General features: G+C 70.6%; 21 protein-coding genes. 5 read left to right on the forward strand and 16 right to left on the reverse strand.

The features are described 5' to 3' along the window. Positions 1-130: 130 nt before the first annotated feature. Positions 131-460: a hypothetical protein gene (locus ACE3T5_RS09240; RefSeq protein WP_374666775.1), complete on the forward strand. Its 330-nt coding sequence runs from the start codon at positions 131-133 to the stop codon at positions 458-460. A gap of 112 nt (positions 461-572) precedes the next feature. After that, complete coding sequence (locus tag ACE3T5_RS09245; RefSeq protein WP_374666777.1) at positions 573-1,733, forward strand: acyltransferase family protein; 1,161 nt, start codon at positions 573-575, stop codon at positions 1,731-1,733. A gap of 12 nt (positions 1,734-1,745) precedes the next feature. Here the strand turns inward: ACE3T5_RS09245 and ACE3T5_RS09250 are convergent, their stop codons facing one another. The 9 genes from ACE3T5_RS09250 to ACE3T5_RS09290 all read right to left on the reverse strand — a co-directional run bounded on the left by ACE3T5_RS09250 (position 1,746) and on the right by ACE3T5_RS09290 (position 12,654). Next, the gene (locus ACE3T5_RS09250) at positions 1,746-2,438 is read right to left on the reverse strand and encodes a CoA ester lyase (RefSeq protein WP_374666779.1); all 693 of its coding nucleotides are present in this window, start codon (positions 2,436-2,438) and stop codon (positions 1,746-1,748) included. 115 nt (positions 2,439-2,553) lie between these two features. Next, positions 2,554-3,018, reverse strand: coding sequence for a histone H1-like DNA-binding protein (locus ACE3T5_RS09255; protein WP_374666781.1), 465 nt, complete (start codon positions 3,016-3,018; stop codon positions 2,554-2,556). Between the two features lie 216 nt (positions 3,019-3,234). Further along, positions 3,235-4,482 carry a ribonucleotide-diphosphate reductase subunit beta gene (locus ACE3T5_RS09260; RefSeq protein WP_374666783.1) on the reverse strand — a complete coding sequence of 416 codons (1,248 nt, stop codon included), beginning with the start codon at positions 4,480-4,482 and terminating at the stop codon, positions 3,235-3,237. Between the two features lie 141 nt (positions 4,483-4,623). Beyond that, on the reverse strand, positions 4,624-7,533 hold the full coding sequence (locus ACE3T5_RS09265; protein ID WP_374666785.1) for a ribonucleoside-diphosphate reductase subunit alpha: 2,910 nt from the start codon (positions 7,531-7,533) through the stop codon (positions 4,624-4,626). A 254-nt stretch (positions 7,534-7,787) separates the two neighbouring features. Then, positions 7,788-8,393, reverse strand: coding sequence for a 1,6-anhydro-N-acetylmuramyl-L-alanine amidase AmpD (gene ampD, locus ACE3T5_RS09270; RefSeq protein ID WP_374666787.1), 606 nt, complete (start codon positions 8,391-8,393; stop codon positions 7,788-7,790). Beyond that, positions 8,368-9,876: a sigma-54-dependent transcriptional regulator gene (locus ACE3T5_RS09275; protein ID WP_374666789.1), complete on the reverse strand. Its 1,509-nt coding sequence runs from the start codon at positions 9,874-9,876 to the stop codon at positions 8,368-8,370. The genes ampD and ACE3T5_RS09275 overlap by 26 nt, the downstream gene beginning before the upstream one ends. 14 nt (positions 9,877-9,890) lie before the next feature. Next, positions 9,891-11,603, reverse strand: coding sequence for a PAS domain-containing sensor histidine kinase (locus ACE3T5_RS09280; RefSeq protein ID WP_374666791.1), 1,713 nt, complete (start codon positions 11,601-11,603; stop codon positions 9,891-9,893). A gap of 23 nt (positions 11,604-11,626) precedes the next feature. After that, complete coding sequence (locus ACE3T5_RS09285; RefSeq protein ID WP_374666793.1) at positions 11,627-11,863, reverse strand: PP0621 family protein; 237 nt, start codon at positions 11,861-11,863, stop codon at positions 11,627-11,629. Then, positions 11,860-12,654: an inner membrane protein YpjD gene (locus ACE3T5_RS09290; RefSeq protein ID WP_374666795.1), complete on the reverse strand. Its 795-nt coding sequence runs from the start codon at positions 12,652-12,654 to the stop codon at positions 11,860-11,862. The genes ACE3T5_RS09285 and ACE3T5_RS09290 overlap by 4 nt, the downstream gene beginning before the upstream one ends. A gap of 72 nt (positions 12,655-12,726) precedes the next feature. Between ACE3T5_RS09290 and ffh the strand changes: the two genes are divergently transcribed. After that, positions 12,727-14,100, forward strand: a complete 1,374-nt coding sequence (gene ffh, locus ACE3T5_RS09295) for a signal recognition particle protein (RefSeq protein WP_374666797.1) — start codon at positions 12,727-12,729, stop codon at positions 14,098-14,100. 4 nt (positions 14,101-14,104) lie between these two features. Here ffh and ACE3T5_RS09300 read toward each other — a convergent pair whose 3' ends face one another. The 4 genes from ACE3T5_RS09300 to ACE3T5_RS09315 form a co-directional block, all read right to left on the reverse strand. Then, positions 14,105-14,974, reverse strand: a complete 870-nt coding sequence (locus tag ACE3T5_RS09300; RefSeq protein WP_374666799.1) for an RnfABCDGE type electron transport complex subunit D — start codon at positions 14,972-14,974, stop codon at positions 14,105-14,107. Next, positions 14,971-16,509: a DUF2330 domain-containing protein gene (locus ACE3T5_RS09305; protein WP_374666801.1), complete on the reverse strand. Its 1,539-nt coding sequence runs from the start codon at positions 16,507-16,509 to the stop codon at positions 14,971-14,973. Before ACE3T5_RS09305 ends, ACE3T5_RS09300 begins: the two co-directional genes overlap by 4 nt. A gap of 145 nt (positions 16,510-16,654) precedes the next feature. Then, entirely contained in the window at positions 16,655-18,013 is a 1,359-nt protein-coding gene (gene miaB / locus ACE3T5_RS09310) for a tRNA (N6-isopentenyl adenosine(37)-C2)-methylthiotransferase MiaB (protein WP_374666803.1), read from the reverse strand. Beyond that, complete coding sequence (locus tag ACE3T5_RS09315; RefSeq protein ID WP_374666805.1) at positions 18,010-18,423, reverse strand: hypothetical protein; 414 nt, start codon at positions 18,421-18,423, stop codon at positions 18,010-18,012. Before ACE3T5_RS09315 ends, miaB begins: the two co-directional genes overlap by 4 nt. A gap of 146 nt (positions 18,424-18,569) precedes the next feature. Here ACE3T5_RS09315 and ACE3T5_RS09320 point away from each other — a divergent pair, with 146 nt between their 5' ends. After that, the gene (locus ACE3T5_RS09320; protein WP_374666808.1) at positions 18,570-19,751 is read left to right on the forward strand and encodes a tetratricopeptide repeat protein; all 1,182 of its coding nucleotides are present in this window, start codon (positions 18,570-18,572) and stop codon (positions 19,749-19,751) included. A 26-nt stretch (positions 19,752-19,777) separates the two neighbouring features. On the opposite strand, the gene ACE3T5_RS09325 is transcribed toward ACE3T5_RS09320, so the two are convergent. Genes ACE3T5_RS09325 through ACE3T5_RS09335 form a run of 3 tightly spaced genes read right to left on the reverse strand, consistent with a single transcriptional unit; the run spans position 19,778 to position 21,673 of the window. Beyond that, positions 19,778-20,557: a dioxygenase gene (locus ACE3T5_RS09325; protein WP_374666810.1), complete on the reverse strand. Its 780-nt coding sequence runs from the start codon at positions 20,555-20,557 to the stop codon at positions 19,778-19,780. After that, positions 20,557-21,012 (reverse strand): DoxX family protein, encoded by a 456-nt coding sequence (locus tag ACE3T5_RS09330; RefSeq protein WP_374666812.1) that lies wholly within the window; start codon positions 21,010-21,012, stop codon positions 20,557-20,559. The genes ACE3T5_RS09325 and ACE3T5_RS09330 overlap by 1 nt, the downstream gene beginning before the upstream one ends. A gap of 28 nt (positions 21,013-21,040) precedes the next feature. Continuing rightward, a complete protein-coding gene (locus ACE3T5_RS09335) occupies positions 21,041-21,673 on the reverse strand; it encodes an NADPH-dependent F420 reductase (protein ID WP_374666814.1) in 633 nt (210 codons plus the stop codon). Between the two features lie 119 nt (positions 21,674-21,792). On the opposite strand from ACE3T5_RS09335, the gene ACE3T5_RS09340 reads away from it, so the two are divergent. Continuing rightward, entirely contained in the window at positions 21,793-22,722 is a 930-nt protein-coding gene (locus ACE3T5_RS09340; RefSeq protein WP_374666816.1) for a LysR family transcriptional regulator, read from the forward strand. Positions 22,723-22,780: the final 58 nt, after the last annotated feature.

Here is a 22,780-nt window from a genome sequence, read left to right on the forward strand (position 1 = left end):
CCTTCGCGGGGACGACGAGGGGGATCCGTTCACAAGTCTTTACCTGCCGCTGGACAACCGCGCAGAAGCGCTGTGCGTTGTAGCGACATGGCCGCCGAGGCCATGTCCCTCACCAACAGGAGCCCTGACCATGTCCACCCGTGCCCTCATCCTCGCCACCCTCCTGGCCGTCGCCGGTGCCGCGAGCGCGCAGACCCCCGACCCCGCAGCCACGCCCGGCATCGACAAGCGCCAGGCGCGCCAGCAGCAGCGCATCGAGCAGGGCCAGGCCTCCGGCCAGCTGACCACCAAGGAAGCCGCGCGCATGCAGAAGCGGCAGGACCGCATCGCCCAGCGCGAGGCGCACGCCAAGGCCGACGGCACGGTGACCGCCAAGGAGCGTGCGCGCCTGCAGCACCAGCAGAACAAGGCCAGCCGCAAGATCCGCCACAACAAGCACGACGCGCAGAAGTCGGGCTGAGCACGGGCTGACCGCCGCGCGGCGTCGCCTGCCCGTCTGCCTGGCGGCGCCGCAGCGCATCTGCTAAGGTCACCGTGACCGGTGCGCGACGCGTGCCGGGGAAAAGACGGCCATGGCCCTGCACGACACGCGCTACCACGCCATCGACAACCTGCGCGCCCTCATGATGTGGCTGGGCATCGTGATTCACGTGACGATGAATCACGTGGTCATGCCGACGCAGATTCCGTGGCGCGATGATCGGTTGAGCCCGCTGGCCGACGCGCTGGTGGGCTTCATCCACGCCTACCGCATGCCGGTCTTCTTCATCATCGCCGGCTTTCTGGCGGCCATGCTGCTGGAGCGGCGGGGCGCGCGTGCGTTCCTGCGCCATCGCCTGCAGCGCCTGGCCCTGCCATTCGCGATCTTCTGGCCCTTCATCTGGGTGGCCACCGGGCTGGCGGGGCTGGCCTTCGTCAATCGCATGGTGCTGGGCCGCTGGGGTCTGGACGAATCCGTCGTGGCCGCCGGCGTGCCGCGCGGACCGAGCACCATGCACATGTGGTTCCTGTGGATGCTGGCGTGGTTCAGCGGGGCGACCGCGCTGCTCGCCGCGGCGCCGCCGGCGCTGCATCGGCTGCTGGCCCGCGTGGGCGACGGGCTGGCGCGCCTGGGCCGCGCGTGGTGGGGCTTCGCCGTGCTGGCCGTGCCGCTGGTGATCGCGGGGCTGGCCTATCCCAAGGGCCTGCTCATGGCCAAGGGCACGTTCTGGCTGCCCTGGAACGAGTGGCTGCACAACGGCCTGTTCTACGGCTTCGGGTTGGCGGCCTGGCATCACCGCGCCACGCTGCTGCCGCACTGGCAGCGCCACTGGCGGCGCTATGCCTGGGCCGGCCTGTTCGCCTTTCTCGCCGTGGGCGCGGCGGATCGCCGCGCGGCGCCCGACCTGGTGATCTCGGCCGCCTACAACGCGTGCACCTGGCTCTGGAGCTTCGCCTGGATCGGCCTCGCGCTGCAGGTGCTGGACCGGCGCACGACCTGGGGCGCCTGGCTGGCCGACAGCGCCTACTGGGTGTACCTGGTGCACCTGCCGCTGACGGTGCTGTTCGGCTGCCTGCTGTACGGCGAGCCGCTGCCGATCGGGGCGAAGATCCTGATCAACATCACGGCCACCACGGCCTTGTGCCTGCTGACCTACAAGCTGTTCGTGCGCCACACCTGGGTGGGTGTGCTGCTCAATGGCGTGCGGCATCCGCGCGGCGGCACGCCGCCGGCGGCTGCCGCGGCCGCCTGATCGCTCGCCGGGTCAGCCGCTGCTGGCCAGCAGACGCTTCGCGTTCAGGTAGGTCGGCACTTCCACCCACAGGCCGTCGACCAGCGCGCGCTCCTCCCCGCGTTCGCGCGCGGCCTCGAACGCCAGCACCATCCGCCGCGCGGCCGCCCGCTCCTCGTCGCCGGGCACCAGCGCGCCGCCCAGGGCCGCCACGTGATCCGGCCGCACCAGGCTCTTGCAGCGATAGCCGAGCCGGCGGGCATAGCGCGCCTCCAGCGCGGCGCCCTCGGCGTCGCTGAACGTGTACGGCGCATCCACCGGCTCGATGCCGGCGGCGCGGCACTCCAGCACGAAGCGGCGCCGCGCGTGATCGAGTTCCACCGCCTCGCGGCTGCGCTCGGCCATCAGGTCGGCCGCGAGGTCTTCGGCACCCAGCAGGGCGAAGCGGATGCGCGGGCTGGCCGCGGCGATCTCGCGCAGGTTCACCACGCCCAGCGCCGTCTCGCACACGGGCAGGATGCCGATGCGTCCCACCGGCAGGCCGAGCGCGCGCTCGCGCGCGGCCAGCGCGGCGTCCAGCGCGCGGGCCTCGGCGCGACGCGCGGGCGGGGTGAAGTCTTCCAGGTCCTGGATCAGCACGTCGGCGCCGCTGGCGGCCATGGCGGCATGCACGGCGGTGTCGGCGCCCGCGCCGAACAGCCAGGTGTGCAACAGTCGTTCGTTCATGGTCCTCAAGCCTACCCGGCGCGTGCCGGTCCCCAAGAAAAAGCCGCGACCATCGGTCGCGGCTTGGAGGACAGAGTCACCGGGCGGTGCCTGGGCACCACCCGGTCGCGCTGCATCAGGGCTTGGAAGCCGTGGGGAACGGCCACGCGGCCTGCGGGTTCAGCGTGGTCTGGGCCGCAGGCGCAGCCGGTGCAGCGGCGGGTGCCGCAGCCGGCTTCGCAGCAGGGGCTTTCGCAGCTTTCTTCGCCGCCGGCTTCTTGGCGGCCTTCTTCGCAGCGGGCTTCTTGGCCGCAGGCTTCTTCGCCGCGGTCTTCTTCGCCGCCGCCTTCTTGGCCGGGGCCTTCTTCGCAGCGGCCTTCTTCGCCGGTGCCGCCTTCTTGGCGGGCGCAGCCTTCTTCGCCGCCGCCTTCTTGGCCGGGGCCTTCTTCGCCGCCGCCTTCTTGGCGGGCGCGGCCTTCTTCGCCGGTGCCGCCTTCTTGGCGGCCGGCTTCTTGGCCGCGGCCTTCTTCGCCGGTGCCTTTTTCGCAGCGGCCTTCTTGGCCGGGGCCTTCTTCGCGGCCGCTTTCTTCGCAGTTGCCATTTCTATCTCCTGTTCAAGTTGACTCACAGTTCAACCAAAAGCACTTCACGCGGTTGGTGCGCGAGAAGCGATCCGTGGGGTTGGGCCCGGGCCCAGCCTCACGAACACCGTGGCCCGTCGCCGCACCCCATCGGGCCGGCGCCGCGGCCCCTGCCTCTGTCGGGCAGATGGTCCGCGCGGGCGAATCCAAGCTCTATCGCAGTTGCCGTATGCCGTTCAATCCCATGAAAGCGCGCCACCCGTCTGGTACTCGATCACGCGGGTCTCGAAGAAATTGCGCTCTTTCTTCAGGTCGATCATCTCGCTCATCCAGGGGAAGGGGTTCTCCTCGTTGGGGAACAGCGCTTCCAGGCCGATCTGCGTGGCGCGCCGGTTGGCGATGTAGCGCAGGTAGCCCTTGAACATGGAGGCATTGAGGCCCAGCACGCCACGCGGCATGGTGTCCTCGGCATAGCGGTACTCCAGCTCCACCGCCTTCTCGAACAGGGCCTTGATCTCGGCCTTGAACGCGGGCGTCCAGAGGTGGGGGTTCTCCAGCTTGATCTGGTTGATCAGGTCGATGCCGAAGTTGCAGTGCATCGACTCGTCGCGCAGGATGTACTGGTACTGCTCGGCGGCGCCGGTCATCTTGTTCTGCCGGCCCAGCGCCAGGATCTGGGTGAAGCCGACGTAGAAGAACAGGCCTTCCATCAGGCAGGCGAAGACGATCAGGCTCTTCAGGAGCTTCTGGTCGGCCTCGGGCGTGCCGGTCTTGAAGGCCGGATCCATGATCGCGTCGATGAACGGGATCAGGAATTCGTCCTTGTCGCGGATGGACTGGACCTCGTGGTAGGCGTTGAAGATCTCGGCCTCGTCCAGGCCCAGCGACTCCACGATGTACTGGTAGGCGTGGGTGTGGATCGCTTCCTCGAAGGCCTGACGCAGCAGGAACTGGCGGCACTCGGGCGCCGTGATGTGGCGGTAGGTGCCCAGCACGATGTTGTTGGCGGCCAGCGAGTCGGCGGTGACGAAGAAGCCGAGGTTGCGCTTGATGATGCGGCGCTCGTCCTCGGTCAGACCGTTGGGGTCCTTCCAGAGGGCGATGTCGCGGTTCATGTTCACTTCCTGCGGCATCCAGTGGTTGGCGCAGGTGGCCAGGTACTTCTCCCAGGCCCACTTGTACTTGAAGGGGACGAGCTGGTTGACGTCGGTCTGGCCGTTGATGATGCGCTTGTCGGCGGCGCTCACGCGGCGCTGCGAGGCGGCCACTGCCGAGCGGGCCTGCGCGGGACCCGCGCTCGGCTGAGCGGGCGCGAGCGCGACGTCGTCGAGCGTGCGGCGCTGCGTCTGCGTCGCGCTGACCGTGTGCACGGCGAGGGCGGGGGTGGCGGCGAGGGGTGAATGTCCTGGCGCGCGAACCGCTTGGGGTCCGCTGCCGAAGGCATTTGACGATGCGGGAGTGACTTCGTCGTCCCAGGTCAGCATAGGTGATCCAGTGCTCGAATTATCGGAGCCCGCATGTCGAATGAAAAGTGTTCATTCACATCACGGACATGTTGTGTTGCTCGATTGCATCGACAAGTCATGTGCGCGTGATGACCTGTCGATGCGCTGCTGCATGCGGACCTACTGGCAGGCCTCGCACGTGGGGTCGTCGATGGCGCAGAACTTGATGTCGGTGGCCGGTGCCTGCGCATCCATCTGCGCACGCGCGGACATCGCGGCGGCATCGATCGCGCTCATGCCGCCGCTGGCGCCGCCGGACGACACCGCGTTCAGGCGGCCCGACTGCACGGTGGACTTCTCGGCCTGCGTCGCGCTGGTGGTGCGCAGGTAGTAGGTGGTCTTCAGGCCGCGCAGCCAGGCGAGCTTGTAGGTCTCGTCGAGCTTCTTGCCGGAGGCGCCGGCCATGTAGATGTTCAGGCTCTGCGCCTGGTCGATCCACTTCTGGCGGCGCGCGGCGGCTTCCACCAGCCACACCGGCTCGACCTCGAACGCGGTGGCGTAGAGCGCCTTCACGTCCTGCGGCACGCGGTCGATCGGGCGCAGCGAGCCGTCGAAGTGCTTCAGGTCCATCACCATCACGTCGTCCCACAGGCCCAGGCGCTTCAGGTCGCGCACCAGGTAATGGTTGATCACGGTGAACTCGCCCGACAGGTTGGACTTGACCGACAGGTTGCCGAAGCAGGGCTCGATGGAGGCGTCCACCCCGATGATGTTGGAGATGGTGGCGGTGGGCGCGATGGCGATGCAGTTGCTGTTGCGCATGCCGTCGGCGGCGATCTTGGCGCGCAGGGCCTCCCAGTCGAGCGTGGCCGAGCGGTCCACCTCCACGTAGCCGCCGCGGGCCTGGGCCAGCAGCTCCAGCGTGTCCAGCGGCAGCACGCCGCGGTCCCACAGGGAGCCCTTGTAGCTGGAGTAGCGGCCGCGCTCGCGGGCGAGCTCGGTCGAGGCCCAGTAGGCGTGGTAGCAGATCGCCTCCATCGACTGGTCGGCGAAGGCCACCGCCTGCTCGCTGGCGTAGGGGATGCGCAGCTCGTACAGGGCGTCCTGGAAGCCCATCAGGCCCAGGCCCACCGGCCGGTGGCGCAGGTTGGAGTCCCGCGCCTTCTTGACGGCGTAGTAGTTGATGTCGATCACGTTGTCGAGCATGCGCATCGCGGTGGCGATGGTGCGCTTCAGCTTGTCGTGGTCGATGCCGCCGTCCTTGAGGTGCTGCAGCAGGTTGACGGAGCCGAGGTTGCAGACCGCCGTCTCGGTGTCGGAGGTGTTGAGCGTGATCTCGGTGCACAGGTTGGACGAGTGCACCACGCCCACGTGCTGCTGGGGCGAGCGCACGTTGCAGGCATCCTTGAAGGTGATCCAGGGATGGCCGGTCTCGAACAGCATCGAGAGCATCTTGCGCCACAGGTCGGTGGCGGGCACCGTCTTGCTGGGCTTGATCTCGCCGCGCTTCGCCTTCTCTTCATAGGCCACGTAGGCGCGCTCGAAGTCGGCGCCGAACAGGTCGTGCAGGTCGGGCACGGAAGAGGGGGAGAACAGCGTCCACTCGCCCTTTTCCATCACGCGGCGCATGAACAGGTCGGGGATCCAGTTGGCCGTGTTCATGTCGTGCGTGCGGCGGCGGTCGTCGCCGGTGTTCTTGCGCAGCTCCAGGAACTCCTCGATGTCGAGGTGCCAGCTCTCCAGGTAGGTGCAGACCGCGCCCTTGCGCTTGCCGCCCTGGTTCACGGCCACGGCGGTGTCGTTCACCACCTTCAGGAACGGTACCACGCCCTGCGACTCGCCGTTGGTGCCCTTGATGTGGGAGCCGAGCGCGCGCACGCGGGTCCAGTCGTTGCCCAGGCCACCGGCGAACTTGGAGAGCAGGGCGTTCTCCTTGATGGATTCGTAGATACCGTCCAGGTCGTCCGGCACGGTGGTCAGGTAGCAGCTGGAGAGCTGCGAGCGCAGCGTGCCGCTGTTGAACAGCGTGGGCGTGGACGACATGAAGTCGAAGCTGGACAGCACTTCGTAGAACTCGATCGCGCGCGCCTCGCGGTCGATCTCGTTCAGGGCCAGGCCCATGGCCACGCGCATGAAGAAGGCCTGCGGCAGCTCGATGCGGCTCTTGCGCACGTGCAGGAAGTAGCGGTCGTACAGGGTCTGCAGGCCCAGGTAGTCGAACTTCAGGTCCCGCTCGGGCTTGAGCGCGGCGCCCAGGCGGGCCAGGTCGTACTGCAGCAACTCGGGGTTCAGCAGCTCGGCCTCGACCCCGCGCTTCACGAACAGCGGGAAGTTGTCAGCATAGGCCTCGGCGCGCGCGGCCGGCGCGACCTCACGGCCCAGCACCTCCTTGAAGATGGTGTGCAGCAGCAGGCGCGCGGTGACGTAGGTGTAGTCGGGGTCCTTCTCGATCAGGGTGCGGGCGGCCAGGATGGCGGCCTTGTACACCTCGTCCAGCGGCACGCCGTCGTACAGGTTGCGCATGGTCTCGGCGACGATGCCCTCGGGCTTGACGTCGGCGCCCAGGCCTTCGCAGGCCGAGACGATCAGCGCCTGCAGGCCGGCGACATCCAGCGGGACGCGCTGGCCGCGGTCGAGCACGTGGAACTGCGGCGCGGCGGGCTTCTGTGCCTCGGCCTGGCGGGCGCGCTCCTGGGCGCGGCGCTCGCGGTACAGCACGTAGGCGCGCGCCACCTCATGGTGGCCGCCGCGCATGAGGCCGAGTTCCACGGCGTCCTGCACGTCCTCGATGTGGAAGGTGCCGCCGCCCGGGCGCGAGCGCGCCAGCGCGCGGATCACGGCCTGGGTGAGCTGGTCCACCATCTCGCGCACGCTGGCCGAGGCCGCGCCCTGCGTGCCGTGCACCGCCAGGAAGGCCTTCATCATCGCCACCGAGATCTTCTCGGGCGCGAACGGCACGACCGAGCCGTTGCGGCGGATGATCTGGTAGTGCGTGAGCACGCCGGCCGCCGCCGGGCGGGCGTCGGCATCGGAGGGCGCGCCATAGGCGCCGGGGTTGGCGAGGGAGGATGAGCTCAGGGCTGTCTGCATGGGGGTTGTGTCCTCGACGGCGGTTGTTGTGTTGATCTGTCCGGGCGCGAAGTGTAATCGCCCGGCCGTGCCCGGGGCACTATATCTAGCGCCCGGAGTGATTTCAAGCCACTAGATGTAGTGGTTGTCACGGTCCCGCGGTGCGCAACCCTGTGGATAGCCGGTGGCCAGCCTGTGACCGCCGCGCGCGGACCCGCGCCGCCGAAACAAACTGTTGCCAGGCAGGGGGATCGGTGACGGCCGCGCGTTGCGGATCAGCCACCTTCGGCCGGCAGCATCGCCGCTGGCCAGCCCAGGCTGCGACCGAGGCGCGGCCAGTCGAAGCCGGCGCCGGGGTCCTGCTTGCGGCCGGGCGCCACGTGCTCGTGGCCGACCGCCTGGGCGATCGGATAGCGCTGGGCCAGCGCCGCCGAGACCGCGGCCAGTGTCTCGTACTGGGCGTCCTCGAACGGCCCGCCCTCCAGGCCCTCCAGCTCGATGCCGACCGAGAAGTCGTTGCAGCCGGCACGGCCGCGCCAGTGCGAGGCCCCGGCGTGCCAGGCGCGCTCATCGCAGCTCACGAACTGCCACAGTGCGCCATCGCGCCGCACGAAGAAGTGCGTGGACACCTGCAGGCCGCGGATGCCCTGGAAGTAGGGGTGGGCGTCCCAGTCGAGCCGGTTGGTGAACAGGCGCTCCACCGCATCGCCGCCGTACTCGCCGGGCGGCAAGCTGATGGAATGCACCACGATCAGCTCGATGGCGGTGCCGGCCGGCCGGGGGCCGCAGTTGGGCGACTCGCGCCGGTGCGCATGGCGGTACCAGCCCTCGCGCCACAGGCCCGGCGCCGCCGGCTCACTGCGCGGCGGGCTCGTCGGCATCGTCGCTGCCCGGCATGGCGATGCCCAGGCGGGCGATGCGGTAGCGGATCTGCCGCAGCGACAGGCCCAGGCGCTGCGCGGCCGCGGTGCGGTTGAAGTGGGTCTCGCGCAGCGCGCGCACCAGGATCTCGCGCTCCTGCTGGTCCAGGTAGGCCTGCAGGTCGCTCGGCACGCACGCCGTCTCGGGGCGGACGGCCTCCTGCATCGGCGCGGGGGCGGAGGTTGCCACGCCCTGCGCCCCCGTCGGCTCCGGCAGCAGGCCGGCCACGGTGGACGGCGCGAAGTCGACCTGCAGCTGGCTGCCGTCGGACAGGGCCAGCGCGCGGTGCAGCAGGTTCTCGAGCTCGCGTACGTTGCCGGGTAGCGGGTGCGCCTGCAGCTGCTGCACCACCTGGGCCGACAGCTGCGGGGCCGGCATGCCGGTCTCGTGCGCGATGCGCGCCAGCAGCGCGCTGCACAGGGCCGGCAGGTCCTCGCGGCGCTCGCGCAGCGGCGGCACCAGGATCTCGATCACGTTCAGGCGGTAGAACAGGTCCTGCCGGAAGCGGCCCGCGGCCACGTCGGCCGCCAGGTCCTTGTGGGTGGCGCTCACGATGCGCACATCCACCGCGTCTTCCTGGGTGGAGCCGAGCGAGCGCACCTGCCGCTCCTGGATGGCGCGCAGCAGCTTCGACTGCATGGGCAGTGGCAGATCGCCGATCTCGTCCAGGAACAGGGTGCCGCCGCGCGCGGCCTGGAAGTAGCCCTCGCGATCCGCCGTGGCGCCGGTGTAGGAGCCCTTCTTCGCGCCGAAGAATTCCGCCTCCAGCAGGGTCTCGGGAATGGCGCTGCAGTTCACGGCGACGAAGGGCCCCTCGGCGCGGTGGCTGCAGGCGTGCACGGCGCGCGCCACGAGTTCCTTGCCGGTGCCGGACTCGCCGCGCACCAGCACCGGTGCCATGCTGCGCGCCACCTTGGCGATGCGTTCCTTCACCAGGATCATCGGCGCCGACTCGCCCACCAGGCGCTGCAGCGCGGCCGCCCCGCCGGCGCGCTCGGGCGCTGGGCTGGCAGCCGGTGGCGGGCGGTGCGTGGCGGCGGGTCGCGCCTGGCGCGCCACCGCGGTGTCCTGGATGGCCGACGCCACGACCGTGCGGAACTGCTTGAGGTCCACCGGCTTGGTGAGGTAGTCGAACGCGCCCGCCTTCAGCGCCTCGACCGCGTTCTCGGCGGAGCCGTACGCCGTCATCACGATGCAGCGCTCCGGCCGCTGGCCGGCGCCCACGCGCTGCAGCAGCTCCAGGCCCAGGCCGTCGGGCAGGCGCATGTCGGTGATCACGGCATCGAAGCGGCGCTGCTCCAGCAGCTGCGCGGCCTCGGCCAGTGTGCCGGCGGCGTCGACGCGGTAGCCCTCGCGCAGCAGCGTCAGCTCGTACAGGGTGCGCAGGTCGGGCTCGTCGTCGACGACGAGGATGTGGGCGGGTGCTGCTGCGGGGGTCGCCATGCCGGGCTCCATTATCAGCCGCCGACCGCGCGGGCCGCGCCGGCGGCCGTTGGCGCGGGCGCGGCGGGCCGCAGCACCACCGTGAAGAGGTTGCCGGGCCGTCCGCTGCCATCGGGGGCGGGCGCGCGGTCGTAGGCGATGGTGGCGCCATGGCGCTCGCACAGCTCGCGGCAGATGTACAGGCCCAGGCCGCTGGACCGGCTTTCCGAGGAAAAGAAAGGCTCGAACAGGTGGCGCTGCACGGTGGCCTCCAGTGGCGGGCCGTCGCTCCACACGCGCAGCGCGCGGTCGTCGCCGTGCGATTCGGTGGCGACCACGATCGCGCCGGCACCGGTGCTGGCGTAGCGCAGCGCGTTGTCCAGCAGGTTCACCAGCACGCGGCGCAGGTGCTCGGGGTCGAAGCGGGCCCAGTGACCCGGCGCGCCCGGCTGCACGCGCAGCCGCGGACCGGGCCGCGCGTGGCGCGACCACTCGCCGGCGCTCGCCTGCACGGCCGCGTCGAGCTCCAGGGCCACCGGCGCCGCCGGCTGCTGCTGCACGCGGGCGATGTTGAGGATCTCGTCGACGATCTGGGCCAGGCGCTGCGTGTTCTTGCCCACCATGTCGCTCAGCTGCTTCTGGTCGGCGCGCGCCAGGTCTTCCGCCAGCAGGGCGTTGGCCTGCGCGATCGCGGCCAGCGGGTTGCGGATCTCGTGCGCCACCGCCGCCGACATGCGGCCCATGGCCGCCAGCTTCTCGGTGCGCAGCCGCGCCTCGGCCTCGCGCAGGTCCTGCAGGAACATAACGCACAGCGCCTCGGACTGCTGTTCGTGGGGCGGCGTGAGACGGGTGCGCACGCGCAGGTGCACCCGCTCGCCGGGGCCGATCTCCAGCGCGAGCTCGGCCTGCTGGCTGGCCTGCTCGGCGAAGGTGCGCTCGGCCAGATCCACCAGCGGCTGCCACCCCGGCCGCGAGGCCAGCATGAGCGACACCGGCGCGTCGGTGTCGTCCCAGCCCAGCAGCTGGCGCGCCGCCGGGTTGGCCGCCTGCACCACGGCGTCGGGCGCGAGCACCACCACGCCGTCAGCCAGGGTCTCGATCACCAGCTCGTTCACCTGCGCCTGCGTGCGGGCCGCCAGGCGGCTGCGCCGCGCGAGCTGCTCCTCGCGGGCCAGGCGCGCGGCCAGCTGGTTGGCCAGCAGGGCCACGACGAAGAAGCCGCCGCCGGTGAGGCCGGCCTGCACGAAGCGCGGCGCCGCCTCTGGCAGCTGCAGTGCCTGCACCCAGGCGTCGATCAGCAGCAGCAGCGTCACGCCCGCGGCCGTGCCCAGCGCGAGCAGGGCCGAGCCCAGCACCGAGGCCGTGAGCACCGGCAGGGCGAACAGCGGCGAGAAGTTCAGGCCGGCGGCCTGGGTGACGTGCAGCGTGGCGAACGCCAGCAGGTCGATGCCGATGGTGAACACCCATTGCGGATCGAAGTGCTGCCCCGGCCGCGCCGGCCGGCCCGCCAGCACGACGCCCAGCGAAGCGCCGAGGTAGGCCGCGCACAGGATGATCTGCCAGGAGTCGATCGCCGGGGCCAGGCCCAGCAGCTGCATGCTCCAGAGCAGCACCAGCAGCACGAGCGCCGTCCCCACCCGCGCGACCATGAAGCCGCGCCACAGGCGGTGGAAGGCCGATTCGGCGGCGACCATGCCGCCCTGCGCGGCCTGTTGCAGCCAGGCGGACTCGGTCGGCGGCGTCGGCATGGTGGCGCGGGCGTGCGGCTTGCTTAGCCCTCGCCCTGGCGGCGGTGGTCGGCGCCGCAGTAGAGGCGGCCTGCCGTGCCCTCGGTGGCGTCGGCGCGCGGCAGGTGCACGCCGCAGACCGTGCAGCGCACCATCTCCAGCGGAACGCCGGGCGCGGCCTTCGCGCCCGGGCGGCCTTGCTCGTTGCGCTGGGTGAGGCGGCCGTGGCGCCAGATCAGCCAGGCCACCACCAGCACCAGCAACAGCACCAGGAACTTCATGTGCCGCGCCTCAGGATCACCTCCAGCACGAAGCGCGAGCCCACGTAGGCCAGCAGCAGCAGCAGCGAACCGACGTACAGCACGCGCACCGCGCGGCGCCCGCGCAGGCCGAAGCGGGCGCGGCCAGCCAGCAGCGAGGCGAACGACACCCAGGCCAGCACCGAGAACACCGTCTTGTGATCCCAGCGCCAGGCGCGCCCGTACAGCACCTCGGAGAAGAAGATGCCGGCCAGCAGCGTGGCCGACAGCAGCACGAAGCCGGCGGTGGCGAAGCGGAAGGTGAGGCGTTCCAGCGTGAGCAGCGGCAGGCCGGCCTGCGGCTCGGCGGCCATGCGCATGGTGCGCTCGGCCCGGGTGAGCAGCCAGGCATGCACCACCGCCGCGGCGAACAGCCCGTAGGAGGCGATGCCCAGCGCCCAGTGCAGGGGCAGCCACGGCGAGGAGGGCACCAGGGGCGTGCCCGGGAAGGCCAGCGCCAGCACCACCGCGAAGGCGCCCAGGCCCGCCAGCGCCCAGCGCGCCTGCAGCTGCGGGAACATCTGCCGCTCGATCACGTAGACGGTGAGCACCAGCCACGCCGTGACCGACACCGCGGGGGCGAAGCCGAAGCGCGGCGTGTCGCCCCAGACGCCCCAGGCCAGGGCCAGTCCGTGCAGCGCCCAGGCCGCCATCAGCGCATGGCGCGCGGCGCGCTCCGACAGGCGGCCGGCCGCCGCCGCGGGCACGGCGTAGGCGAGCGCCGCGCCCAGCGAGAGGGTCAGGCCGACCGGGGAGGCACTCGGTAGAATCATGGCTCGCAGTTTACGCGCCACCGCGACTGGCCTTGCGCCCTTCGCATCCCTCCGCCTCCCCCCGGGTACCCCATGGCCTCCGCCCTTTCCGACAAGCTGTCACGCCTGGTCAAGCAGATGCGCGGCCAGGCGCGCATCACCGAAGACAACGTGCAGGAGATGCTGCGCGAGGTGCGCATGGCCCTGCTGGAGGCCGACGTTGCGCTGCCCGTGGTGCGCGACTTCATCGCCCGCGTCAAGACCAAGGCGCTCGGCCAGGAGGTGGTGGGCTCGCTGAACCCCGGCCAGGCGCTGGTGGGCATCGTGCACCGCGAGCTGGTGGCCACCATGGGCGAGGGCGTGGCCGACCTGAACCTGGCCACGCAGCCGCCGGCGGTGATCCTCATGGCCGGCCTGCAGGGCGCGGGCAAGACCACCACCACCGCCAAGCTGGCCCGCCACCTGATCGAGAAGCGCAAGAAGAAGGTGCTGACCGTGTCGGGCGACGTGTACCGGCCGGCCGCCATCGAACAGCTCAAGACCGTCACGAAGCAGGCCGGGGCCGAGTGGTTCCCGAGCACGCCCGACCAGAAGCCGGTGGACATCGCGCGCGCCGCGGTCGACTTCGCGAAGAAGCAGTACTTCGACGTGCTGCTGGTGGACACCGCCGGCCGCCTGGCGATCGACGAGGCGCTGATGGCCGAGATCAAGCAGCTGCATGCCGCATTGAACCCGGTGGAGACGCTGTTCGTGGTCGACGCCATGCAGGGCCAGGACGCGGTGAACACGGCCAAGGCCTTCGCCGAGGCGCTGCCCCTCACCGGCATCGTGCTCACCAAGCTGGATGGCGATTCACGCGGCGGCGCGGCGTTGTCGGTGCGGCAGATCACCGGCGCGCCAATCAAGTTCGCGGGCGTCTCCGAGAAGATTGACGGCCTGGAGGTCTTCGACGCCGAGCGTCACGCCGGCCGCGTGCTGGGCATGGGCGACATCGTGGCCCTGGTGGAGCAGGTGCAGGCCGGGGTGGACGTGGAGGCCGCGCAGAAGCTGGCCGCCAAGGTCAAGAGCGGCGCCGGCTTCGACCTGAACGACTTCCTGGCGCAGGTCCAGCAGATGAAGCAGATGGGCGGCCTGTCCACGCTGATGGAGAAGATGCCCGCCCAGGTGCAGGCCAAGGCCGGCCAGGTGGACATGCAGAAGGCCGAGCGCGACATCCGCCGCAAGGAAGGCATCATCTGCAGCATGACGCCGCTGGAGCGCCGCAAGCCCGAGCTGATCAAGGCCACCCGCAAGCGCCGCATCGCTGCCGGCGCCGGCGTGCACGTCCAGGAGGTCAACCGCCTGCTCAACGAGTTCGAGCAGATGCAGACCATGATGAAGAAGATGAAGGGCGGCGGGATGATGAAGATGATGAAGCGGCTGGCGGGCAAGGGCGGCAAGGGCGGCATGCCGGGCATGCCCTTCTAGCGGCTCACCACGCGAACCGCGCCCGCGGCCGCCAGCGGTTGATCAGCGGCACCAGCCAGCTGGCCCAGAACAGCACCACGATCAGCCCGTGCGGGCGGTACAGCACCCACTGCCACACGAAGGCCGCCACGGCCACGCCGATGGCATAGCCGATCCGCGCTGCGCGGTCCTGCGGCGTCGTCATGGGGTCGGAGATCATGAAGAAGGCGAACAGCAGCACCGCGCCATTGCCGATCTGCTGCAGCCACATCGCCGCGCCAGGGTCCCACGCGTAACCGAGCCAGACCAGCCGACCCGCCAGCAGCGCGGCCCAGGCGCCCAGGAACGCGAGGCTCACATCCCAGCGGCCGATGCGCCGCGTGACCAGGCCGCCCAGCGCCAGGAACCACAGCGCCGCCAGGCTGCTCGATCCCCACTGCCCCGGGCTGAGCCAGGCGCCCGGCAGCCAGGCCCAGGCGGCGAACGCGGCGAGGTTGGCGGGGTTGAGGACATGGCTCCGGCAGCCCTCGGGTCCCGCGCGCAGCACGTACTTGCTGCTCATCGCCAGCGCGGCAAGCAGGGGATGCACCCACCACGAGTCCGCGCGCACCAGGATGCTGATGCCGAACGAGGACACGATGGCACTGAGGTAGCCCGCCCAGCCGCCGCGCGTGGGCAGCCGCAGCGCCCACTGCCAGGCCGCCTGGGTGCCGAGCGCCGCCGCAAACGTCAGCAGCACCTGCAGCGGCGTGAGCGCGAAGTCGCGCGCCACGGCGCCCAGCAACAGGAAGCTCGCGAGGAAGAGGATCTGGAACCAGCGGGCGTCCAGCCGGCCCGCCAGCGCGGGCAGGCGGAGACCGGCCGCAGAGGTGACGACGGTGCTCGCTGGACTCATGGCGTCTCCGTCACGAACAGACGGCGCCACCACGGCGCCTGCACGCGCGCGGCTGCTTCGGTGAACTTCCGCGCGTCGGGCATCGCATCGATCTGCGCCAGGCTCCAGCCGGTGAGGCGGGCCAGGGTCTGCTTCTCGGCGGCGATGCGTGCGGGCAGGTCGCGCTCGTAGTAGCGCGCGGCGCGGGCCACGCCATCGCGCTTGGCCGCCTGGCAGGCCGCAGCGCAGTCACGGGTCAGCACCTGCGGGTCCGTGCTGCGGGGCAGGTCGGGCTGGTTGCGTGCCCAGGGTGACCCCTGGTAGCGCAGCACGGTCTCCACGCGCGGCTTGCACATCGCCTCGCAGTCGGCCTGCGCCAGCTTCGCGTCACACTGCGCCACGCTGCCCTGGTGCGGGTTCTGGATGACGTAGCGGGCCTGCCAGTTCTGCCGGTCGCGCGTCTGCGTGAACATCAGGTCTTCCGGAAACGTCTCGGGCGTGTAGCGCACGTGCAGCCGCGTCAGCACCACGGGCTGCGCCTGCGACACGCCTGCCGCCCAGGTGGCACCGGCCTTGTGCAACTCTTCGGCGGTGAGCGGCTGGGCCGCGCACGGGTCGCACCAAGCCATGTCCCAGAAGTACTCGGTGAACACCACGCGGTGCTCGGCCTGGCGCGCCTGCTCGTCGAACATCGCCCGGTAGAACTCCGCGAAGCGCGGCTTCACGAAGGAGGGCAGGTTCATGTTGGCCGGCAGCGGCACCGTGCGGTAGTTGGATGACTCCACCCGGCCCTCGCGCGTGAGCAGGTAGACGATCAGGTCCTGCGGCTTCCCCGGTGGCGCGTTCAGCATGCCCAGCCGCATCGGCAGCATGAACTTCTCGCTCTGGAAGCTGAACTGCAGCGGCCGCAGCATGGTGTAGCCGGTCTGCGCCTGGGCCTGCAGGTTGACCTTGGCCACGAAGAACTTCATGCCCTGCTGGATGTACGGGCGCAGGGCGGCGCTGGCGCCGGCCGGGATGCGGTAGCCGTTCTCGCGCAACCAGGTCTCCAGGCCGTCGGACTGCTCGGCCGAGAGGCTGACGATGTCGTATTCCTCCAGCGTGTACTGCGCCTCCACGCGCACGCCCAGGGCCTCGTCACGGGCGGATCGTGGACGGGCCGCCGCCGGCGCGGCGCGGGACATGGCGGCCATGGGCGGGGGAGGCTGCCAGCCCCAGCGCCAGTCGAGCCGGCACGGATCGCTGTCGTGGTACTCCGCCAGCCGGGGCGCCGAGTAGCCATCGAGCCGCTCGAAGGTCGCCTTCTCCGCGATGCGCACCTGCCCCTGGCGGATGACCGTGGGCGTGGGCACCACCAGCGCGAACTCGTTCAGCGGGCCCTTGTAGTCATTGAGCAGGGAGAGCGTGGTGCGCTGGCCATCACGCGCCACCACCACCTGGCTGGCCTCGTTGAACAGGCTGGCGTCAGCCTTGCCGGCGTAGAAGCCGCAGAACGCCTGGGCGCCGGGCGCTGCCAACGCGAGCGCGGTGGCGAAGGGGAGCAGGAATCGTCGCATCGGGGGTCACCTCCGGGAGTGGGGATGACGCTGATACGGCGCTGGGGGGCGGACGGGGTTAAAGGAGGCTTGGTTGGGTGGCGGGCGGTCGGGTAGCGAGTACGGGGCGCAGGCTGGGGCGCAGCCCCAGCGCTCGCACGGCCGCTCAGGCCGTCGCTTCTTCCCGCACCACCACCGCCCCCCGCAGCGAATGCGGCAGCGCCTCGGTGATCGTCACGTCCACCATCTGCCCCACCAGGCGCTGCGGCCCGGCGAAGTTGACGATGCGGTTGCACTCGGTACGGCCCATCAGCTCGGTCTTGTCCTTGCGCGAGGGGCCTTCGACCAGGATGCGCTGCACCGTGCCCACGCGGCTGGCGCTGATGCGGCGGATGTTGGCTTCCAGCGCCGACTGCACCTGTTGCAAACGCTGCAGCTTCACCGCGTGTGGCGTGTCGTCGGGCAGGTTGGCCGCGGGCGTGCCGGGGCGGGGGCTGAAGATGAAGGAGAAGCTGGCGTCGTAGCCCACGTCGTCGATCAGCTTCATCAGCTTCGCGAAGTCGTCTTCCGTCTCGCCGGGGAAGCCGACAATGAAGTCGGAGGAGAGCGACAGGCCGGGCCGCACCGCCCGCAGCTTGCGGATGGTGCTCTTGTATTCCATCGCGGTGTAGCCGCGCTTCATGGCCATCAGGATGCGGTCGCTGCCGTGCTGCACCGGCAGGTGCAGGTGGCTCACGAGCTGCGGCACCTTGGCATACACATCGATCAGCCGCTGCGTGAACTCGTTCGGGTGGCTGGTGGTGTAGCGGATGCGCTCGATGCCGGGGATCTCGGCCACGTACTCGATCAGCAGCGCGAAATCGGCGATCTCGCTCGTGTCGCCCATCTTGCCGCGGTAGGCGTTCACGTTCTGGCCGAGCAGCGTCACTTCCTTCACGCCCTGGTCGGCCAGGCCGGCGATCTCGGTCAGCACGTCGTCGAAGGGGCGCGAGACTTCCTCTCCGCGGGTGTAGGGCACCACGCAGTAGCTGCAGTACTTGGAGCAGCCTTCCATGATGGAGACGAAGGCGCTGGCGCCCTCCACGCGCGCGGGCGGCAGGTGGTCGAACTTCTCGATCTCGGGGAAGCTGATGTCCACCTGCGGCGCGGCCTGGCGCTGGCGCGCGGCCAGCAGCTCGGGCAGGCGGTGCAGGGTCTGCGGGCCGAACACCACGTCCACGTACGGTGCGCGCTCGATGATGGCCGCGCCCTCCTGGCTGGCCACGCAGCCGCCCACGCCGATCAGCACGCCCTTCTTCTTGAGGTGCTTCACCCGGCCCAGATCGGAGAACACCTTCTCCTGCGCCTTCTCGCGCACCGAGCAGGTGTTGAAGAGGATCAGGTCGGCCTGCTCCACGTCCTGCGTGGGCTCGTAGCCCTCGGCCGCGCGCATCACGTCGGCCATCTTGTCGGAGTCGTACTCGTTCATCTGGCAGCCGAAGGTCTTGATGTAGACCTTGGGCTTGCCGCTGGCGGGCGTGCTCATTTCACACCCAGCGTGCGCGCGCTCCAGATCAGCGCCAGCAGATCCAGGAAGCTCTTCAGGCCTTCGGGCGTGGCCGTGTTGATGCCGCCAACCTTGGCGTACTCCTCGGCGGTGAGCAGCCACACCTCATGCACCAGGCCGGCGGCGTCGCGCTTGTAGACGGTGTAGACGGTCTTGCCGGCCAGGTTGCCGGTGAGCACCAGCATGTTGTTCAGGTCACGGATGCGCACGCCAGGGGAGAAGCGGTCTTCCTTGCCGTCGACCGTGATGATCGGCGGCGTGGCGCTGACGGCGATGACGGCCGGCTTCACGTCCTTCGGGGCTTCGCGCACGATGCCCTGGGCCAGGCCGAGGGTGCTGAAGGCGAAGAGCGCCAGGCCGCACAGGGCCCGCGAGATCCAGCGGTTCATGGTGTAGAGCCAGAGGCTGAGTGGGAGTGGCGGGATTGTATCGGCGGGGGTGCCGCGGCCAACGTCGCGCGCCTCGCCTGGCGCCCTCTAGGCATCGGCGGCCGTCCGGCCTAGCATGGGCTCCTGTCCCACCGCAGGAGGCGCCCATGGCCGCTTCGCCGATGATCTGGCCTGTCGCCCGCTTCGCGCGCACGACGCTGCTCGCCACCGCGGCCGCGATGCTGGCGGCCTGCGCCACCGCGCCGCCGCCCATGGCCATCACAGCGCCGCCGGGGGTGACGTGGCATGACGCGCGCTTCGCCGGGGCGCCGCCGGCGGAAGCGCCGCCGGACCTGTTCGACCTGCCGGCTGACCTGCGTGCACGCCTGCTGGCAAGCCCGGTTCCCCAGGGCGCGCGCAAGCGCCTCGACCGCGTGCTGGAAGTCATCTTCGGTGCGGACCGGCAGGGCTTCCGCTATGCCGATGGTCCGTCGACCGCGCCGGCGGAGACGTGGCGCCTGCGGCGCGGCGACTGCCTGTCGCTCGCGCTGCTCACCCATGCGGCCGCGCGCGAGCTGGGCCTGGATGCGGTGCTGCAGGAGGTGGAGGTGCCGCCCGTGCTCGACCGCCGGGGCCGGCTGGACTTCGTGGCGCGGCACGTGAATGTGCGCGTCAGGGTCACCCACAGCAGCCAGGTGGATCACGTGCTGTACCCGGTGGATGTGACCATCGACTTCGAGGCAGGTTCCGGTCCGCAGGCCGCGCGGCGTGTGATTGGCCCGCGCGCCGCGCTGGCGCGCTTCCACAGCAACCTCGGCGTGCATCACCTGTCGCAGGGCGATGCCGCAAGGGCCTACGCCAACCTGAAGGCGGCGATCCGCGCCGACCCCGCCTATGCCGGCGCCCACGCCAACCTGGCGCAGCTGTATCGGCAGGCCGGCCTGCAGGCGGACGCGGCGTCACTGCTGCGCCGCGCCGCCGCGCTGTCAGACTGGCCCGAGGTGCCGCTGCGCAGCCTGCACGGGTTGCTGCTGGAGCAGGGCCGCGCGCAGGAGGCAGGCGAGCTGGCGGCCTGGCTCGCCGCGCGCCGCCACAACGATCCCTATCACTGGCTGGCCGAGGGACTGAGGTCGCTGGACCAAGGCGACGCGCGTGGGGCCGTGGCCGCGCTGGAACGTGCGCAGTCGCTGGCGACCGGATTCGCCGAGTTGCACCAGGCCCTGGCGCTGGCGTACTGGCGCGCCGGCCGCGCGGACGAGGCGCGTGCGCAGGTGGCGAAACTGGCCGCCTTGAACGCCGGTGACCGCAAGCTCGCGAAGCTGCAAGGCAAGATGGGCGTGATGCCCTGAGTGCGTGCGTCGTGCCGGACGCCTGCTCAGGCGTGGCCGAACACGATGGCATCCATCGCCAGCATGCCGTGTGCGATGCCGCCATCGATCACGCGCCAGGGCTGGCCGGGCTGCGCGGCGCCGGCGGCCACCAGCAGGGGCCAGAAGTGCTCTGGCGTCGGGTGCGCGCGCGCAGCATGGGGTGCGTCATCGAGTGTCCGCCGCAGGCGTGCGCCATCGCCGGCAACGACGGCCTCACGCACCCAATCGGCGAACACGTTGACGTACGCGAGGTCTGCGCCGTGGCCGCCACGGAAGTCGCCCAGGTTGTGCGTGAGGCTGCCGGAGCCGAGGATCAGCACCCCCTCGTCAGCCAGTGGCGCCAGTGCCTGGCCGAATGCCCAGGCCCGTTCGCCGTCCAGGCGCACGGGCAGCGACACCTGGTACACGGGTACGTCGGCCTGCGGGTACAGGTGCAGCAGGGGCACCCAGGCACCGTGGTCCAGACCCCGATGGTCATCCGGCAGCGCGGGCCCGAAGGCAGCGAGCGTCTCCAGGGTCTTGCGCGCCAGCGCGGGATGCCCAGGCGCCGGGTACTCGATGCGGTACAGCGCCGGATCGAAGCCGCCGAAGTCGTGCACGGTCTGCGGCTGCGCCGCGAGACCCACGCGCAGGCCTGGTGTCATCCAGTGCGGTGACACCACCAGCACCGCTTCGGGTCGCGGCAGCGCCTGGCCCAGGGCGGTAAGCGCCGGCCCGGCCCGCCCGGGGTCGAGCGCGAAGGTGGGCGCGCCGTGCGAGACGAACAGGCTGGGCAGGCGGGCCATCACTGGCCCCCGTCGGCGCGCGCCGCCAGCGCGGCGTCGGCTGAGAGGCGGCCGCCACCGCTGAACAGCAGCGACACCGATGCGGCGAAGAGTGCCAGCGCGTACTCGTAGCCCCCCTGGGCGGCAAAGAAGCCCTTGCTCCAGTGCACCGCGAACACGGCCACCAGCATCGCGAAGGCCAGTGCCGCGGCAGCGGGCCGAACCAGCAGGCCGAATACCAGCGCCAGGCCGCCAAAGAACTCGGCCGCGCCCGCCAGGAGGGCCATCACGTAGCCGGGACTCAGCCCGATCGAGCCGAAGAATTGCCCGGTGCCTTCCAGGCCGTAGCCGCCGAACCAGCCGAACAGCTTGTGCGCGCCGTGCGCGACAAAGATCAGGCCTACCGGCACGCGCAGGGCCAGCGCGCTGGCGCCGTCGGTGGTGGAAAGCAGGCGGTGGGTCAGGGTGTTGTTCATGGTGATCTCCAATCGATGGGGTGTCCGTTCAGGCCTTGCGGATCCAGGTCGGGGCAATGCCGGTGCCCAGGCCGGCGCCATAGCCCAGGTAGATGTTCAGGCCGGCCACCGGCTCCAGGTAGCGCGCGTTCTTCAGGGGGCCTGCGTCGACCACCGCGAAGCCGATGCTTTCGGCCAGCGCCCGCGCGGTCTGCTTCGCTCGCTCGCTGTCGCTGGCGACGAACACCTCCACCTGGTGCCCCTGGCCGAAGTCACCGCCGCCCGCCAGCACCGGGGCGAAAATGGTGTTGAAAGCCTTGACCACCTCGGCACCCGGCACGGCCTTGGCAATCTCCTCCGCGGCCGAAGTGGCATGGCCGATGGTCAGGCCCATGTAGTCGGCGGTCAGCGGGTTGGTGATGTCGATCACCACCTGGCCGGCCGTGACGCCCGCGCCCTGCAACGCGGACACGGCGTCGCCATAACCCGTGGCCAGCACGACGACATCGCCGCCTTGGGCGGCGCCTGCGGCGGGCACCGCCTGGGCGCCCGGGTTGGCGGCAGCGACCTGGGCGGCCTTGGCAGCGTCGCGCGCCGTGACGCGGACCTGATGGCCGACGCGCGTGAGTTGCTGGACAAAGGCCGCGCCCATGTTGCCGGCGCCGATGACAGTGACTTTCATTGGGAATCTCCTGGGTGATGCAGCACCTCGGCTGCGATGGGGAGACTTTAAAAGTCCCGGATGGAAAGATAAATTGATGGTCGGGTGTTTATTTGTTCCTGAAATCAGGACAATGAGGCATGAACCGATTCGACGAGATGCAGGCTTTTGCCGCCGTGGTGGATGCCGGCAGCTTCGTGCGCGCCGCTGACACCCTGCAGGTCTCCAAGACGGCCGTGTCGCGGCTGGTGGGCGAGCTGGAGGCGCGGCTGGGCGTGCGGCTGCTGCATCGCACGACACGCCGCCTCTCCCTCACCGCCGAGGGCGAGGTCTTCCACGCCCGCTGCAAGGAACTGCTGGCCGGCGTGGCCGAGGCAGAGACCGAGGTGACCGCCGGCGCCGACGAGGCTGTGGGCCTGCTGCGACTGAACGTGCCGGTCAGCTTCGGCCTGCTGCATCTGGCGGCCTTGTGGCCGGCGTTCCTGCAGCAGCACCCCAAGGTGCGGCTGGAAGTGACACTGGCGGACCGCATCGTCGACCTGGTCGACGAGGGTTACGACCTGGCCGTGCGCATCGCGCGGCTGCCGGCTTCCAGCCTGGTCAGCCGCCAGATCGGTCGTACGCGGCTGGTGCTGTGCGCCTCGCCTGACTACCTGCGCCGGCACGGCACGCCGGCCCACCCGGGCGACATCGCCCGGCACGCCGTGTTCAGCTACACGCTGCTGGCCAGCGGCGATACGTGGAGCTTCGATGGCCCCGAAGGCCCGGTGAGCGTGAAGGTGACACCGGTCATGCGCACCAACAGCGGCGACACCTGCTGCGCCGCCGCGCTGGCGCACCAGGGCATCGTGCTGCAGCCCACGTTCCTGGTGGGCAGCCACCTGCGCTCGGGCGCCCTGGTGGAGGTGTTGCCCGCCTACCGATCACTCGAGCTGGGCATCTACGCGGTCTACCCCAGCCGCCGGCACCTGCAGCCCCGGGTGCGCGCGCTCATCGATTTCCTGGTGCAGGCGTTCCGGATCCCGGCCTGGGGGGATGGGGCGCCGACGCCGCCCGCGTCGTTTTCGTAGGCTGGGGTGGAGCGCAGCGCAACCCCAGCGGTGAGTGCGCGACAGCCATCGCTGGGGT

It is taken from the genome of Ramlibacter sp. (genome assembly GCF_041916345.1).
In the GTDB taxonomy this organism is placed as follows: domain Bacteria; phylum Pseudomonadota; class Gammaproteobacteria; order Burkholderiales; family Burkholderiaceae_C; genus Ramlibacter.

What these genes read in the sequence shown, in the direction of transcription:
- ACE3T5_RS09240 (WP_374666775.1), top strand. Translation starts at nt 131, where the DNA reads ATGTCCACCCGTGCCCTCATCCTCGCCACCCTCCTGGCCGTCGCCGGT.
- ACE3T5_RS09245 (WP_374666777.1), top strand. Translation starts at nt 573, where the DNA reads ATGGCCCTGCACGACACGCGCTACCACGCCATCGACAACCTGCGCGCC.
- ACE3T5_RS09250 (WP_374666779.1), bottom strand. Translation starts at nt 2,438, where the DNA reads ATGAACGAACGACTGTTGCACACCTGGCTGTTCGGCGCGGGCGCCGAC.
- ACE3T5_RS09255 (WP_374666781.1), bottom strand. Translation starts at nt 3,018, where the DNA reads ATGGCAACTGCGAAGAAAGCGGCCGCGAAGAAGGCCCCGGCCAAGAAG.
- ACE3T5_RS09260 (WP_374666783.1), bottom strand. Translation starts at nt 4,482, where the DNA reads ATGCTGACCTGGGACGACGAAGTCACTCCCGCATCGTCAAATGCCTTC.
- ACE3T5_RS09265 (WP_374666785.1), bottom strand. Translation starts at nt 7,533, where the DNA reads ATGCAGACAGCCCTGAGCTCATCCTCCCTCGCCAACCCCGGCGCCTAT.
- ampD (WP_374666787.1), bottom strand. Translation starts at nt 8,393, where the DNA reads ATGCCGACGAGCCCGCCGCGCAGTGAGCCGGCGGCGCCGGGCCTGTGG.
- ACE3T5_RS09275 (WP_374666789.1), bottom strand. Translation starts at nt 9,876, where the DNA reads ATGGCGACCCCCGCAGCAGCACCCGCCCACATCCTCGTCGTCGACGAC.
- ACE3T5_RS09280 (WP_374666791.1), bottom strand. Translation starts at nt 11,603, where the DNA reads ATGCCGACGCCGCCGACCGAGTCCGCCTGGCTGCAACAGGCCGCGCAG.
- ACE3T5_RS09285 (WP_374666793.1), bottom strand. Translation starts at nt 11,863, where the DNA reads ATGAAGTTCCTGGTGCTGTTGCTGGTGCTGGTGGTGGCCTGGCTGATC.
- ACE3T5_RS09290 (WP_374666795.1), bottom strand. Translation starts at nt 12,654, where the DNA reads ATGATTCTACCGAGTGCCTCCCCGGTCGGCCTGACCCTCTCGCTGGGC.
- ffh (WP_374666797.1), top strand. Translation starts at nt 12,727, where the DNA reads ATGGCCTCCGCCCTTTCCGACAAGCTGTCACGCCTGGTCAAGCAGATG.
- ACE3T5_RS09300 (WP_374666799.1), bottom strand. Translation starts at nt 14,974, where the DNA reads ATGAGTCCAGCGAGCACCGTCGTCACCTCTGCGGCCGGTCTCCGCCTG.
- ACE3T5_RS09305 (WP_374666801.1), bottom strand. Translation starts at nt 16,509, where the DNA reads ATGCGACGATTCCTGCTCCCCTTCGCCACCGCGCTCGCGTTGGCAGCG.
- miaB (WP_374666803.1), bottom strand. Translation starts at nt 18,013, where the DNA reads ATGAGCACGCCCGCCAGCGGCAAGCCCAAGGTCTACATCAAGACCTTC.
- ACE3T5_RS09315 (WP_374666805.1), bottom strand. Translation starts at nt 18,423, where the DNA reads ATGAACCGCTGGATCTCGCGGGCCCTGTGCGGCCTGGCGCTCTTCGCC.
- ACE3T5_RS09320 (WP_374666808.1), top strand. Translation starts at nt 18,570, where the DNA reads ATGGCCGCTTCGCCGATGATCTGGCCTGTCGCCCGCTTCGCGCGCACG.
- ACE3T5_RS09325 (WP_374666810.1), bottom strand. Translation starts at nt 20,557, where the DNA reads ATGGCCCGCCTGCCCAGCCTGTTCGTCTCGCACGGCGCGCCCACCTTC.
- ACE3T5_RS09330 (WP_374666812.1), bottom strand. Translation starts at nt 21,012, where the DNA reads ATGAACAACACCCTGACCCACCGCCTGCTTTCCACCACCGACGGCGCC.
- ACE3T5_RS09335 (WP_374666814.1), bottom strand. Translation starts at nt 21,673, where the DNA reads ATGAAAGTCACTGTCATCGGCGCCGGCAACATGGGCGCGGCCTTTGTC.
- ACE3T5_RS09340 (WP_374666816.1), top strand. Translation starts at nt 21,793, where the DNA reads ATGAACCGATTCGACGAGATGCAGGCTTTTGCCGCCGTGGTGGATGCC.